This window comes from Candidatus Hydrogenedentota bacterium (assembly GCA_018005585.1).
Lineage (GTDB): Bacteria > Hydrogenedentota > Hydrogenedentia > Hydrogenedentales > JAGMZX01 > JAGMZX01.
Window position 1 is genome coordinate 1 of record JAGMZX010000141.1, and the last position, 15,298, is coordinate 15,298.

Below are 15,298 nucleotides of genomic sequence, written 5' to 3' on the forward strand. Positions count from 1 at the left end.
TGCACCGCCTGTGCGTGTTCGGCACGCGCGCGGACCCCGAGACCCGCGCGATCGCCGAACGTCTCGGCGCGTGGCTTGATTCGCTTGAGCCGCCGTTCAACGCCCGTCTTGAGCGCGTCTTCTGCGACGACCCCACGGTCGTCTGGGGCGAATACGGCATTCCTTCGCAACCGCCGCGCCTGCCCGCCGTGGCCCTTATTGGCGCGGCCATACCGACGGGCAGGCCGTTCGTCGTCACCGCCTGGGAGCCCGCGCCGGACACCGCCGCACTGGAAGCCTTGCTCCGGTCGCCCGCGCGCGCCGCGGTCCAGTCCGCGCTTGCCACGCATTGGGCCGTGCTCCTGTACGCTCCGGGAAGCGCGCCTTCCGCCAGCGCGGTTATCGAGGCTGCGCGCGAGACGTGGGCGGCGAAACAGCCGCCCGGACTCGCCATGGTGCGCCTGGACCGAGCCGCGCCGGAAGAGCGGCTGCTATGCGCCTTCGCTGGCATTCCGGCACAGGGGGCCGACTGGCTGACGGTGGTCTTCGGCAAGGGCACACTGCTGGCGCCGCCCTTGACGGGCCCAACCATCACGCAGGACCATTTGAACCGGATTCTGGAAGGATTGGCCATACCCTGCACCTGCCTGCAACAGTCGGTGCGTATGGGATTGGACCTGCCGATGTGTTGGGATGAAGCAGTGACGCAAAGCGCGCTGGCATTGTCCACCCCGCTGGCCGAAAGCATGCCTGCAATGGCCGCGTCTTTGCCGGCCGTGGCCGCGCCTGTTTCGCCGCGGCGTTTCGGAATGTTCGTCGCTGCGGGCGTGGTCGGGGCCGCACTCGTCTCCGTCACGCTCGCATGGGTGCTTATCCGTCGCGAAGGAGGTCCCATATGAATCTGTCAGCCGCGCCCGGCGTCATGTCCGTGCCTGCGCCCTCCGCCAGGATTGTGCGCAGGGTTACCCTGTGGGGTCTGCTCGTCAACTTGTTGCTGTCCGCGACCAAGTTTGTGACGGGAATCATGTCGGACAGCCAGGCGCTCGTCGCGGACGCCTTTCATAGCCTCAGCGACTCGGTCACGGACATTGTTGTCATTGTTGGGGCACCGTTCTGGTCTGCGCCCGCGGACTCGGACCATCCCTATGGTCATGGCCGCATTGAGACCATGGTCACGGTGGTCATCGGCGTCATGCTAGGCATCGTGGGCCTTGCCTTGGCGTATAACGCGCTGGCAACTCTGGCCGTGGAAGACACGACAAACCCCGGCTGGCTGGCCTTCGTCGTCGCGTGCCTCTCCATTGTGGTCAAAGAGTGGCTGTACCGATGGACCGCGCGCGTGGGGCGGCGGATCAAGTCCTCCGCGATGATCGCCAACGCCTGGCACCACCGCTCCGACGCGTTCAGCTCGATCCCTGTGGCAGTCGCCGTGCTCGGTGCGCAGATTCGACCCTCCTGGACCTTTCTCGACCACGTCGCCGCGCTGCTCGTGGCCTTGATGATCATGCAGGCCACGTGGCGGATTATTGCGCCCGCGCTGCAGCAATTGAGCGAAGCCGGGGTGTCCGAGATCGAAAACAAAGTCCTTGATGGCCTCGCCCGCGACACGGCCGGCGTGCGGTCCGTGCATGGCATACGTACGCGTCGGCTGGGACCGGGCCTGTTCGTGGACCTGCACGTGCTCGTCGACCCCGGCCTTACGGTACATGAGGGGCACGAGATCGCGCGCGCCGTCAAGCAGCGGCTTCTGCACGAGGGGGAGGACGTGGTCGACGTGCTGGTGCACATCGAACCGTTCGAGGAAGAAGCCGAGACCAGGCGCGCGTGAGCGGGCGTCTATTCGGGAATCCGCACGCGCTCGTGGAATTCCCGCGCCGCCGCGACGGCGGCGGCTTCGTCCGCGACATTGGTGACGCCGCCGAGGTACCGGCCCTCCACGAAGACCGCATCATGGAATCCCGCCGCGATGCGCCCCACGACAAGGCCTCCTTCCTCCGGCGGCAGTATGCGCGCGCTTTCGCCGTAACGCTGCAGGTACTCGAGGTATTTCTCGCATTTCTCCCGCGCGGCCGCCTCGGAATCCTGCCGCGACAGGAACACCGTAATCGCGCCGTCCCCGCGCTTATACTCCGCCGTGAACGTGTCGGTCATGAAATCCAGCGCCAAGGCATCGGCCTTGAAATAACGGGGCGAGTCGGGCACGAGCCCCTCCTCGGGGAACGCGGCCAAACCCCACGGCGACTCCGGCTCGTCCGGTAGCCGCGCCGCCAGTTGTCCGGCGAGTTCCAGGGCGGTCCGCCGCAAGAGCGCATTCTCGCTTCCGCCGAGGAAACATGCGTAATAGCGGCCTTTCCAGAAGAACACGTCTGTGTCCGTATGGTAGGCGCCCCGGCCCAGGCGGAGCGGTGGGCTGCCGGGCCAGCGCTCGACGGAAAACACGCCGAACGCCCCGAGCACCGTGCCCATGTCGTAGAGGTATACATCGATATACCGGCTTTCGCCGGATGCCGGCGCAAGACTCACGAATGCCAGGCCCACGACTTCGTAGGAATGAAACAGTTCCGACCGGCCGTCGATCTTCTCGAACAGAGAGGCCGCATCGTAGCGCTCGATGGGGCCCGCGGCCTGCCAGCCCTCCGGCGCCAATCCTTCGAGATACTGCGCAAGCGCCGCGCCCTGCGGCCACGCGGGAGCTTGCACGGCCGGCGCCGCTCCGGCAACGGATTCGGGCGCGGCCCCTTCCGCCCGGGCCGCGGCGCAACAGGCAAGCGCTGCGGCGGCGACAACGGCCAGAAATGGTCTATTCATGTCACGCCTCTTCAGTCCGCGGCTGCGCTTCCTCTTCGGGAAACGCGATGCGCAGCACTTCGCCGACTTCCTCCACGAGCGTGAAGCTGATGTCGCGCCGCACTTCCTCGTGAACCTCCGGGAAGTCCTTCTCGTTCTCTTTCGGCAGGATGATGTGGCGCACGCCCGCACGGTGCGCCGCGAGCACCTTTTCCTTGATGCCGCCCACGGGCAGCACCCGCCCGCGCAGCGTGATCTCGCCCGTCATGCTGATGCCGACGCGCGGCGCGCGGCCGGTCAGCGCGGAAAGCATCGACACGAGTAGCGCCACGCCCGCCGACGGCCCGTCCTTCGGAATCGCGCCTTCCGGGATGTGGATGTGGATGTCGAGCGTCTTGTGGAAATCCTCGGGCAGGTGCAGCGCGTCCGCGTGCGCGCGCAGGTACGTGTGCGCCGCCTGCGCCGATTCCTTCATTACGTCGCCCAACTGCCCCGTGAGCATCAGGCGGCCCTTCCCCTTCGCGACGCTCGTCTCGATATTCAGGATATCGCCGCCAGCCTCGGTCCAGGCCATGCCGATGGCCACGCCGGTCTGCGGCTTCTTGTCCGCGAACTGCTCCGTATACTTCGGCGGCCCGAGAAACTCGAACACCGCGTCCGCGCCCACGCGTATCGCGGGCTGGTCCGGCTGCGTCACGACCTTGCGCGCCACCTTGCGGCACACGCTCGCAATCTGCCGCTCCAGTTCGCGCACGCCCGCCTCGCGCGTGTACCGCGCGACGACCGTGTCGATGCCTTCCGGCTCGAACGCGATGTGCGCTTCCGTAAGGCCGCACGTCTTCATCTGCTTCGGGACAAGGAAATCTCGCGCGATGGCCGTCTTCTCGTAGCTCGTGTATCCCGGCATGCGCACGATTTCCATGCGGTCGCGCAGCGCATGAGGGATGTCGAATTCCGTGTTCGACGTCGCGACGAAAAACACCTCGGACAAGTCGAACTCCACTTCCAGGTAGTGGTCGCTGAACGCCTTGTTCTGCGCCGGGTCGAGCACCTCGAGCAGCGCGGACGACGGGTCGCCCCGGAAATCCACGTTCATCTTGTCGATCTCGTCGAGCATGAACACCGGGTTCTTCACGCCCACCTTTTTCATGCTCTGGATGATCCGTCCGGGCAGCGCGCCGATGTACGTCCGCCGATGGCCCCGGATTTCCGCCTCGTCGCGGATGCCGCCGAGCGACACGCGCACGAACTTTCGGTTCATAGCGCGCGCAATCGACTGGCCAAGCGAGGTCTTGCCGACTCCGGGCGGCCCCACCAGGCACAGGATCGGCCCGCGCACGTCCTGGCTCAGTTTGCGCACCGCGAGGAACTCGAGAATGCGCTCCTTGACCTTCTCCAGGCCGAAATGGTCCTCGTCAAGTACTTGCTGCGCGCGCACGATGTCGATGCTGTCCTTCGTGCGCTTGCTCCATGGCACCTCAATCAGCCATTCCAGGTAGGTGCGGATGACCACGCCCTCGGGGCTCATCAGCGGCATGCGCGCGTAACGGGCCAGTTCGTGTTCCGCCCTCTCGCGGACCTCCTTCGGCATCCGCGCTTTCTGGATGAGCGCGCGCAAGTCCGCGAATTCGTCCCCGCCTTCCTCGCGTCCGCCCAGTTCCTGATGAATCGCTTTCAACTGCTCCTGCAGGTAATGCTCCCGCTGCCCGCGCTCCATCTGCTCGCGCACGCGCTCGCGCACGTTACGTTCGATTTCAAACAGTTCGTTCTCGCGCATGAGGATGCCCGCGATCCGCTCGAGGCGCTGCCCCGCGTGCGTCGTTTCGAGCAGGCCTTGACGCTCCTCTACGTTGCCCGGCATATACGCGCACAGCATGTCAGCCAGCACGTCCGCCTCGGCGATTTCCTTCAGCGACAGCACGATCTCCGGGGCTACGCGCCCGCTCAACCGCGCGAACTGCTCGAACTGCGTCAACGCCGCGCGCATGAGCCCCGAAATCTCGCTGTCCGCGGGCGCCGCCTTGTCGATTCGGACCACCAGCACCTCGGGCGTCGCGCCGTCAAGGTAGAAGCGGCGCACCCGGCCCCGGCCCAGACCCTCGACCACAACCTTCATCGTGCCGTCGGGCAGCCGCGTGGTCTGCAGGATGTTCGCCGCCGTGCCGACCCGGTGCAGGTGCTCCGGGCCCGGGTGCTCCTCCGCGGACTCCGTCTGCGTCAGGAGGAAGATCGGCATTTCGTCTGCAAGCGACTCTTCGACCGCCGCCAGCGATGCGGGCCGGCCCACGATCAACGGCACGACCATCCGCGGGAATACAACGGCGTCCTTCAACGGCAGCAGCGGCAATCGCGCCGTCTGCCCATGATTTTGCGCTTTCGCTGACATGTTTGCTCGCTCCCGATGGGAAATGCCTGAGAAGAAAGAGAGTATACTGGCCGGAACCGCCCAAAAGGAAGCGCCAAACGGCTGGGGAAGGCTGGAACCAGCAGGCGGCGCGCCTCGCGAAATCCGTCTTGCGTTGTCCGCCCGCACTTCGTATGCTCGGGAACCATGGATGAGAAATGGAAAGAGCCGCGGCGCACCCTGATTATGGGCATCTTGAATGTGACCCCCGATTCGTTCTACGACGGCGGGCGCATCCAGGGTCCCGAACAGGCGTATGACATCGCCGAACGCATGTGCCGGGACGGCGCGGACTGGCTGGACACCGGCGGCGAGTCGTCGCGGCCGGGCGCGGCGCCGGTCGGCCTGGACGAGGAACTGCGGCGGGTGTTGCCGGTAATCGAGGCGCTTCGGGGTCTTCCGGCGCACATCTCGGTGGACACGTGCCGCGCGGAAACGGCGCGCCGCGCGCTGGCGCTGGGCGCGGCCATGGTGAACGACATCAGCGCGCTGCGCGGCGACCCGGAGATGGCGGGAGTCGTAGCCGATGCGGGCTGTTTGTGCGTTTTGATGCACATGCGGGGCAACCCGATGACGATGCAGGACGCGCCGCAGTATAATAACGTCGTGGACGATATCTGCGCGTTCTTCGAGGAGCGGCTCGCAGCCGCGGCGCGCGCGGGCGTGCGCGAGGAACAGGTCTGGCTTGACCCGGGATTCGGCTTCGGCAAGACCGTTGCGCATAACCTTGAACTGTTGCGGCGGCTGCGCGAGTTCAAGCGCTTCGGCAGGCCGGTGCTCATCGGCACGTCGAACAAGTCGGCCATCGGCGCCGTGCTCGACGCGCCGGTCAACGAACGCTTCGAAGGCACGGCGGCGACGGTGGCCGTAGCTATCATGAACGGGGCGGACGCGGTCCGGGTACACGACGTGCGCGCCATGGCGCGCGTCGCGCGCATGACGGACGCGGTGCTCGCGGGAGAATGACAGAAGCATGAGCGACCGGCTATTCGGCACGGACGGCATCCGCGGCCTGGCCAATCAGCATCCCATGACCGCCGAGATGGCGCTGAAAGTGGGGCGCGCGGCAGGACTGATCTTTCTGAAGTCGGAGCGGCAGCACACGATCCTCATCGGCAAGGACACGCGCCGCTCCTGCTACATGATCGAGAACGCGCTCACCGCGGGATTCTGCTCAGTCGGCGTGAACGTGTTGCTCACGGGCCCCCTGCCGACGCCGGGCGTTTCGTACATCATGCGAAGCCTGCGCTGCGACGGCGGAATCATGATCTCCGCGTCGCACAACCCCTACGCCGACAACGGCATCAAAATCTTCGGCAGCGACGGCTACAAAATCCCCGACGCGGCCGAGGACGAAATCCAGCGGCTCATCGCCACGGGCGAGGTGGACGCGTTCCGGCCCGTCGCCGAGAAAATCGGCACCGCGCGCCGCATCGACGACGCCGTCGGCCGTTATATCGAGTTCGTGAAGGCCACGTTCCCGAAGGGCATGCGCCTGGACGGATTGCGCATCGTGGTGGACTGCTCGAACGGGGCCGGGTATAAGGCCGGCCCGGAGACGTTCCGCGAACTCGGCGCCGAGGTCACCGCCATAGGCGACCGGCCCAACGGTCTGAACATCAACCACGGCGTCGGCTCCGTCTTCTCCGAGGAAATGCGCGCCACGGTCATCCGGGAGCGCGCCGACGTGGGCATCGCTTTCGATGGCGACGGAGATCGCATCGCCATGGCCGACGAGCACGGGCGCCTGCTCGACGGCAACGCGATCCTCGCAATCATGGGCGTCGAGCGGCTTGAACAAGACCGCCTGCCCGGGAACACCGTCGTGGCGAATGTCATGGCGAACGCCGGCCTCGAACGCGCACTGGCTCCGCACGGCGGCAAGGTGCTGCACGCAAAGGTCGGCGACCGCTATGTCGTCGAGGCCATGCGCGAACACCGCCTCACCGTCGGCGGCGAACCGTCGGGCCATATTGTATTGCTCGAACACAACACGACGGGCGACGCCACCATCGCCGCGCTCGATGTCCTCGCGGTCATGGTGCGCAAGGACCAGCCGCTGAGCGCCATCGCGAACGTATATCAGGCGCTGCCCGAATGCCACCGGAAAACGCCCGTCGATCCCGCGCACCGGCCCGACGCGGACCGCCTCGAACAGCTTGCGCGCGACGCCGAATCGGAACTCAGCGGACAGGGCCGCGTCGTCATCCGCCCGTCCGGCACGGAGCCGGTGATCCGCGTCATGGTCCAACACGAAAACCTGCGCAAGGCGGAAGCCCTCGCGGGCAAGCTCGTGGAAAAGGTCGCGGGTCTGTAGCGGTTCCCGTTCGCAGTACGTGCTTCAGCCTGTCTTCAAGCCAACCCGAAGATTGAACTACGAAGAGGACGGCGCGTTCCCGGCGCATCCCGGTTAAGGCGTTCCTCGACCGGCCTTATTTGTGTGCGTGCACGGCGAGCAGACGGTTGAGCCTCCTTTCGCATTCGAGCATCGAGCGCACCGTGTGGTAGTTGATCTTCCACGCGTGGGCCATGTAGTCCCAGAGCAGGTTGTTGTCCTCGTCGAAGAGGGGGAACCATTCGCCCACTTCGTGATTGATCATGGTGTCCATCACGAAGCCGTGCACGTTCTCGTAGGCGTCGAGATATTTCTCGTCGCCAAAAATCTCGAAGCCGTCGAGCATGGCGACGAGCGTCTCGGCCTGCTGCCAGAATTCCTTGTTCCGCTCGCGCGCGGGGCCGTCAATCGGCCCTTCGCAATAGACGCCGCCGCGCTCCCAGTCGATCCCGTATTTGTGGCAGTGATCGTAGAGCTTCTGAATGCGCGGCTTGAACGTCTCGAGGTCGAAGCCGCAAATGTCGATGGTGTGCTTGAGCAGCCAGCCGAATTCGACGTTGTGGCCGTAGCTGGTGTTGTCCAGGGGCCGCCCGGAATCCTCCTCGACGTCGCGGTCCGAGCCCCAGACGCTGTCGAAGATGATCGCGCGCACGGGCGTCCAGTCGAGCATGAATTGAGCGACGCCAACGCCGAACTTGGGCTGGATCATGTGCTCGTAGATGAGATTGATGATGTATTCCGTGTCTTCCTTGTAGCCGATGACGCCGGTGGCCTCGTAGAGGTTCGTAAATGCCTCCATGAGGTGCATGTGCACGTCGAGCGATTTGCGGTCGCCGCCGGACCGCCCGCCGGGGCGGCGCTTCCAGTCGCGTTCCATGAATTCGAAGAATCCGCCATGCTCGTTGTCCGAGGCAAGGCGCGTAATGGCTTCATAAGTTTCCTCGGCCATTTCGGCGCCGCGGTGGTCGCCGGAGGCCATGCCGTATTCGCTGAGCGCGTAGATCGCGAACGACTGGCCATACATGATCTTGAGCGTGTTGAGCGGCGTGCCGTCCTGCCGGCAAATCCAGTGCCAGCCCGTGTTTTCCTCGTCCCAGAAATGGTTGATGAGAAAATCGACGCCCTGGCGCGCCATCTCTAGAAACCTGCCGTCGCCCAGCCCCGCGCGGTGGGCGGAAGAGTACGCGTAGATGCAGCGGGCCTGACAGACGAGCGTTTTGTCCGTCTGACCGGTGGGATTGCCGTCGCGGTCGAAATAGGTCAGAAACCCCCCGCATTCCTTGTCCACGCCGTGCGTTGTCCAGAACGGGAGCAATTCATTGTGCAAATGATTCTCGACTTCCATGCGGGCTTCAGTGAGTCTCTTGCGGATGCTCATGGGCGATACCTCCTTCGTTCGCCGCGGCGGCGCACGTTTGGGGCGCGGATCTCCGGCGGCTTCCATGACCAGCGGAACCTTGCATGGCGAAAGCAAGAGCGGCGGAATTCTGCGCTGCAGCCTCGTGCGTACGGCGCGGCTTCATGTACGTTCTCTACTCATTCCCGGCATTCGACGTATCAGCGAACGAGGCCGTGATTCTGCCCCAATACGCCAGGATAATCCAAAGCAGGAAAGGCAGCGTGAGATAGAACTGCGCGATAGCGTGCGGGATATGCGGCGCGGCGGCAATCGCCTCGCGGAAGTAGAGGGCGAGCGTGACAAACAGGATATGCCCGCCGAAGAGGATGGCCGCGCCCAGGACCAGTATGAAGAGCCGCCGGAACAGGCGCAGGCCGGGCGTCGCGAGCACCAGCGCCAGATAGGGGGCCATGTTGGTCACCAGCAGCGCAATGGGAAAACGCAGCATGTGGTCGCCAAGCGCGAAAACCAGCCGCGCGTCAATATTCAAGAGCAGCCACGTGTGCATGGCATTGCCGCGCTCTTTCGCGTCAATGCTCCCGCGGTCGATGTCGCGGATGCCGCGGCGGAAACTCTCCTTGACGGAGCACATCCAGGCCGCGGCCGCGCACGCCGGCGCGGCGGTCGCTTCCGCGGACGCGGTCTCACCGGTTTCCGCGGGCGCGGGCTGCGCGGACGCGTGCAGCGCGGTGACCTCGAACAGTATCCCGCCTTGCTCGATATACGCGGCGTCGATGGGCGTGCCGAGCGCATTTACCAGGATGCCGGCGCTGAGTTGCGCGATAATAAAGGCATAATACGGCAGACAGAACCACCAGACCGCGCTCAGCACTATGGTGAGTTCCAGAAACGTGCGGCAGAATCTCAACACCGTTTTCAGCTTGCCGCGAAGCGGCTTCTTCTTTTCCGGTTGCGGTTCGGTTGCCATCACGCTTTCCTCCGCACCACATATTCAATCCATACGAGCCACACCGCCACGACAAATACGATGTACACCGTCTGCCAGACATATTCGTGCGCGAAGCTGAAGACCCAGCGGTCAGGCGTCACGTCCAGCGCGCCCACCACCGCAAGGCACGACAACCGCAGCACGTTGACCAGATACATAATCGGCAGGCCTGCGACTAGCCCAACGAACCGTTTCCACCACCGGGTCGGAAACGCAATGACCGCCGCCAGAAAGATGGCCATCACTTCGATCGCCCCGCATTCCGGCACCACGATGAAAACAAAATACCGGCCGAGTTCCGCGCTGCGCGGCGACTCCTTGCGCACCGTTTGCAGGCGCGCCTGCAAAGCCGCCGCCTGCTCCTCGAGGACGCTCTCCTCGCGCGAAGGTTCGGTCGATTCCGGGCCGCGATTGTCGCGTATGGACTCAATCTGCTGGTTGATATCCCGGAGCCCGGTCTCCAGTCCCGGCCGGAGCACAAACCAGACGCGCGGACCTGTCGAACGTCCTTCCCGTTGCGATTTTTGCCGGCGAAAGCGGTATTGTTCCCACAGGGAAAGCGGCGCGCCGGATGCCGCCTGGACGGCTTCCGCCGCGGGCTGTGATTCTCCCCTGTCCCATGCCTCAAGCGTGGCGCGGATCTCGGCCGGATTATGCGTGCCAATCTGACGCCCCAAACGAAAGCGGAATACCTCCCACGGGGTCAACGGCGCCTCCGACGCAGCGGCAATATCCGCCTCACTCGGCGCATTCTCGCCCCGGTCCCACGCAGCCAGGCTCGCGCGCGTCCGCGCCGCGGCCGGGCCTGAACGCGTATCCCCCTCCAGCGAGCCCTCGTGTCCGATGTGGTCCAGGGTCCATGCCGTGTGCCGCGCCACCTGGAAAAGGTACCAGTCATTCGCGAGCGTGTCGATAACGTAGCGGTAACCGATCAGAAGCCCAAGCACGATTACCACAAATACCACGAAGAAGGTGACCATCTGCACCCAGGAACGGCCGCCGCGAGGCGCAGGGCCCGGCGTGGGGTTCGCCATAAGCCTGATGCCCTCCATATATCCCGCCAGACAACTCCCTCGGGCGCGCGACCCGTGCGGCTAATCGCAATGCCGCGCGAAAACCCCTCGAAAGACAAAGCATAACAGGGGCTCTCCCGACCGCGCAAATGCACGGCGGCGGAAGCATTTCCGCCATGCGTTGCCCCGAAGATTGGGGCCGGGTCAATCGCGGCATGGTTTGTATCACAAACCAGTTTGTGAAATCAAGCCCGGGCTGGCACCTGCCCCGAAATGCGCGGCCCAGCCCGCAGCGACACGGCACACGCAGGGGCGAGGCATGTCTCGCCCCTGCGTGCGAAACCGGTCACCCGGCCCTAAAAACTGTCCGACGTCTCCAGCTTGGCTTCCTGTTCGAGGGCTTCCCGGCTTGTGATGTACGGGCCGGTCAGCATCTGGTCGTACGCCATGCCGGGACCGACCATGGGATAGACAAAGGCATTCTTGTCCACGACCACCTCAAGGAATGCCGGGCCGGGGTGCGCAACGAACGCATCAAGCGCGCTCCGCAGTTCCTCCTCGCGGTCGATGCGGCGCGCGAACTCGAAGCCGTCCGCCTGAGCCGCCCGCACGAAATCCTTCTTGTGCAGGGTCTTGTCGGTGCCGGAGAAACGGCCTTCGTAATAGAGGGTCTGCCACTGCACCACCATGCCGTCCCCGCAGTTGTTGAGCAACAGAACCTTGACCGGGATGTTATAGTTGGTGCAGGTTTCCAGTTCGCCGAGATTCATGCGCAGGCTGCCGTCACCGTCGACATCGACCACGAGCTTGTCCGGGCAGCCGAATTGCGCGCCGATGGCGGCGGGCAGGCCGAAGCCCATGGTGCCCATGCTGCCCGAGGTCAGGAACGTGCGCGGCTGCTTGAAATCGAAGTGCTGCGCGGCGAACATCTGGTGCTGGCCGACGCCCGTGGCGATGATAGCGTCGCCTTTCGTGATTTCGTTGAGGCACTCGCAGACGCGTTGCGGCTGGATGATGGCCGCATTCCGGTTGAAATCCTGATGGTGGCGCTGTTTCATGGCGCGCGTGTGCGCGGTCCACTTCGAGAAATCGGGCCGGATATCCTTGCCGTACGTGATCAAGTCGCGCAATGCGGTCTTCACGTGGCCAACGTGCGCCCAGTCCGTCTGCTTGACCTTGCCGATTTCCGCCGCGTCGATATCGACCTGCGCGATCTTGGCGTTTGCCGCGAATTTCTTCGGCGCGGCGCACACGCGGTCATCGAAGCGCGCGCCCACGGTGAAAAGGAAATCACAGTCGAGCACGGCGTAGTTGGCATAGGCCATACCATGCATGCCGAGCATGCGCAGGCACAGGTCGCCGGCCGTGTCCATAGCGCCGATGCCCATCAGCGTCGTCACGACGGGCACCTGGAACCGTTCCGCGAATTCCCGCAGTTCGAACGCGGCATTCCCGGCTATCACGCCGCCGCCCGCATAGATCAACGGGCGCTTCGCGGCGCACAAGTACTCAAAAAACTTCGCGCTTTGCGCGTCGGGCACATGCGACCCGTTTATTTGCTCCATGCGGCGCTTATACCCGTGGAACGGCAGCGTGCCCGTGCCCTGATAGACGCCCATGTGGTTCTGCACGTCTTTCGGCACGTCGATCACCACCGGACCCGGCCGTCCGCTGCGCGCAATTTCGAACGCGCTGCGCACGGTGGCTTCCAGTTCCGTCTCGTCCTTCACGAGAAAGACGTGCTTGGCGCACGCGCTCATGATGCTGAACACGGGCGCTTCCTGGAACGCATCCGTGCCAACCGCCGCCCGGGCCACCTGGCCGCAGATCAGGACCATGGGCACGGAATCCGCCATGCAGTCGCGCACGGGCGTCACGCTGTTCGTTGCCGCCGGACCCGACGTGACAACCGAGACCCCGACCTTGCCCGTGGCGCGGGAGTAGCCCGCCGCCATGAACCCGGCGCCCTGCTCATTGGCCGGCACGACCAGGTTGATCGAGGTATCCGGGTGGTCCCGGTTGTACCGGAAAATGGCGTCGTACGTGGGCAGGATCGCCCCGCCGCTGTAACCGAAGATCGTGTCAACCCCGTGTTCGGCCAACACGTGAATCATCATATCCGCGCCAGACATCTGCTGGCCCGCCGCTGTTTGCGGTAACCTGCGCATTGCTTCCATCTCTGACTCCTCATTGGCGATGCCGGCCCTGCTCGGGGGCCTCTCCGCCATCGTCATTATCCTCTAACACGCATTCTGGCAAGGGTATTGCCGGCGTGTCCATGCTGGAAAAGAAGAGCGCCGCGTCGGTGTGCGCGGCGCTCTCGACTCGTTCGTGATGATTTAGGGGATGAACTCGCCGTCAGGCGCTGGTCGAGTTCGGTGCCGCGTCTTCCTCCGGCGCCGGTACTACCGTGTCCGAAGAGGCTTCCTCGACGCCAGGCGCCGGGGCCTCTTCGGCTGTCTCCTCCGCGGGTGCGGCGGGCGGCGCTTCCGCCGCGGCCGCTTCGGCAGCGGCAGCGGCGGCCGCTGCCTGTTCTTGCCGGGCGGCTTCCGTGCCCCGCGCGACGGCGGCCATCAGTTCGGTGGCCACGTCGGCGAGACTGCGGCCCGCCTGGATCATGTTTGCGGGCACGGCGCCGCGCATGGCGGCGGCGACGTCCACGCGCTCGCCTTCCGAGCCTTCGCCGTAGTCATCCTGCAACTGGCGGTCCAAGTCGCGCTGGTACTCGCGCACGCTCAGGCCGATCTTCCGCTCGACCGGGTCGATGCTGATAACCTTCGCGTTCAACTTGTCGCCGACCGAAACCGCCTCTTCCGGCTTCTGCACGCGTTCGGTCGACAGTTCGCTCACGTGAATGAGCCCTTCGATGCCGTTATCTAGACGCGCGAATGCGCCGAAACTGACCAGCTTCGCGATCTCGACCTCAACATGGCTGCCGATGGGCAGTCCCTGAACGACCGCCAGCCACGGGTCTTCCGAAAGCTGCTTCAGCCCGACACTGATCTTCTCGTTGTCCGGGTCGATGCTGAGCACCTTCACTTCGACTTCCTGCCCGCGCTCCAGCACTTCGGAAGGATGATTCACTTTTTTCGTCCACGACATGTCGCTGACGTGCAGCAGGCCGTCGATGCCTTCTTCCAGCTGGATGAAAGCGCCGTAATCCGTCATATTGCGGACGCTGCCCTTGACGATCGAGCCGACCGGGTATTTCTGGCCGATCTCGCGCCACGGGTTCGGCTGCGTCTGCTTGATGCCCAGCGCGATCTTTTCCGCATCGGGGTCGACGCTGAGGATCATCACCGGCACTTCTTCTTCGATCGTGAGAATCTCATTCGGATGCCGCACGCGGCGCGTCCAGCTCATCTCGCTGACGTGGACCATGCCCTCGATCCCGTCTTCCAGCTGCACGAACGCGCCGTAATCCGTCATGCTGACCACCCGCCCATGCACCACGGTGCCGACAGGATACCGCTCGGCGGCCGTCTTCCACGGGTTCTCGGTCTTCTGTTTGAGACCGAGGCTGATTCGTTCCGACTGCGGGTCAAAGCTGAGCACCATGACCTCGATGCGCTGGCCCACCTGCACCGCTTGCGACGGGTGCTTGACGCGGCCCCAGCTCATGTCCGTCACGTGCAGCAGCCCGTCGATCCCGCCCACGTCCACGAACGCGCCGAAATCCGTAATATTCTTGACCTCGCCCGTCAGGAGCTGACCCACGTGGATCGTTTCGAGCAGACGGCTCTTCTCGCCCGCGCGCTGCTCTTCCAGCAGCTTGCGCCGGCTCACCACCACGTTCCGCCTCCGCTTGGTCAGCTTGATAATCTTGAACTCCATCTTCTGACCAATATACTTTTCCAAGTCGCCCGTCGGGCGAAACGTCAACTGGCTCGCCGGCATGAACGCGTCGATGCCGATATCGACCTTCAGACCACCCTTGACCCGGCGCGTGATCACCCCTTCGATCACGCCGTCGTCCTCGTAGACCGTCTGAATGTGCTCCCAGTTCTTAATCCGGTCCGCCTTCATCTTCGAGAGGACCGGCATGCCGTCCTCGTCCTCAGGCTCTTCAATGTAGAAATCAAATGCATCGCCCGGGTGAATAGTGACATCGGGCGGAAACTCCGTCGCGCTGACCACGCCTTCGCTCTTGTAACCGATGTCAACAAGCACGCGGTCTTCGTTGATCTCGACAATCGTGCCCCGAACGACCTCGCCTTCCCGGAAATTGCGCATCGTCTCGTCGTAAAGCGCTTCCATTTCCGCCTGTGACAGGCTGTCATCTCCGAGGCCAAGGGCTTCGTCATCGTCGTAGACGGTAGTGGTGGCTAAATCGGTCGCCGGGGCGGCCGCAGCCGGTTGTGTGCGTTGCACATCCTGTTGTTCATTACTCATGACAGTTTCACATCTCCTTTAAAGGGTTGGATTTGCCCCT

General features: G+C 64.4%; 10 protein-coding genes and 1 pseudogene. 4 read left to right on the forward strand and 7 right to left on the reverse strand.

The window, feature by feature from the left end:
- Together KA184_19065 and KA184_19070 are read left to right on the forward strand one after the other, a co-directional pair.
- The coding region (locus tag KA184_19065; protein ID MBP8131685.1) for a hypothetical protein at window positions 1–878 on the forward strand (878 nt) is incomplete at its 5' end.
- Between the two features lie 23 nt (window positions 879–901).
- Window positions 902–1,807 (forward strand): cation transporter, encoded by a 906-nt coding sequence (locus tag KA184_19070; protein ID MBP8131686.1) that lies wholly within the window; start codon window positions 902–904, stop codon window positions 1,805–1,807.
- A gap of 8 nt (window positions 1,808–1,815) precedes the next feature.
- Here KA184_19070 and KA184_19075 read toward each other — a convergent pair whose 3' ends face one another.
- Together KA184_19075 and lon are read right to left on the reverse strand one after the other, a co-directional pair.
- Complete coding sequence (locus KA184_19075) at window positions 1,816–2,787, reverse strand: hypothetical protein (GenBank protein MBP8131687.1); 972 nt, start codon at window positions 2,785–2,787, stop codon at window positions 1,816–1,818.
- 1 nt (window position 2,788) lies between these two features.
- Complete coding sequence (gene lon, locus KA184_19080; protein MBP8131688.1) at window positions 2,789–5,152, reverse strand: endopeptidase La; 2,364 nt, start codon at window positions 5,150–5,152, stop codon at window positions 2,789–2,791.
- A gap of 165 nt (window positions 5,153–5,317) precedes the next feature.
- On the opposite strand from lon, the gene folP reads away from it, so the two are divergent.
- Both folP and glmM read left to right on the forward strand, forming a co-directional pair.
- Window positions 5,318–6,136, forward strand: coding sequence for a dihydropteroate synthase (folP, locus tag KA184_19085; GenBank protein ID MBP8131689.1), 819 nt, complete (start codon window positions 5,318–5,320; stop codon window positions 6,134–6,136).
- Between the two features lie 7 nt (window positions 6,137–6,143).
- Window positions 6,144–7,487: a phosphoglucosamine mutase gene (glmM, locus tag KA184_19090; GenBank protein MBP8131690.1), complete on the forward strand. Its 1,344-nt coding sequence runs from the start codon at window positions 6,144–6,146 to the stop codon at window positions 7,485–7,487.
- Between the two features lie 115 nt (window positions 7,488–7,602).
- Here the strand turns inward: glmM and KA184_19095 are convergent, their stop codons facing one another.
- The 5 genes and pseudogenes from KA184_19095 to KA184_19115 all read right to left on the reverse strand — a co-directional run bounded on the left by KA184_19095 (window position 7,603) and on the right by KA184_19115 (window position 15,258).
- On the reverse strand, window positions 7,603–8,883 hold the full coding sequence (locus tag KA184_19095) for an AGE family epimerase/isomerase (protein MBP8131691.1): 1,281 nt from the start codon (window positions 8,881–8,883) through the stop codon (window positions 7,603–7,605).
- Between the two features lie 154 nt (window positions 8,884–9,037).
- Complete coding sequence (locus KA184_19100) at window positions 9,038–9,832, reverse strand: hypothetical protein (GenBank protein MBP8131692.1); 795 nt, start codon at window positions 9,830–9,832, stop codon at window positions 9,038–9,040.
- Window positions 9,832–10,887, reverse strand: coding sequence for an archaeosortase/exosortase family protein (locus KA184_19105; protein MBP8131693.1), 1,056 nt, complete (start codon window positions 10,885–10,887; stop codon window positions 9,832–9,834). The genes KA184_19100 and KA184_19105 overlap by 1 nt, the downstream gene beginning before the upstream one ends.
- A 335-nt stretch (window positions 10,888–11,222) precedes the next feature.
- Window positions 11,223–12,998 (reverse strand): biosynthetic-type acetolactate synthase large subunit, encoded by a 1,776-nt coding sequence (gene ilvB / locus KA184_19110; protein ID MBP8131694.1) that lies wholly within the window; start codon window positions 12,996–12,998, stop codon window positions 11,223–11,225.
- A gap of 439 nt (window positions 12,999–13,437) precedes the next feature.
- Window positions 13,438–15,258, reverse strand: a pseudogene (locus tag KA184_19115) (30S ribosomal protein S1).
- Window positions 15,259–15,298 lie beyond the last annotated feature (40 nt).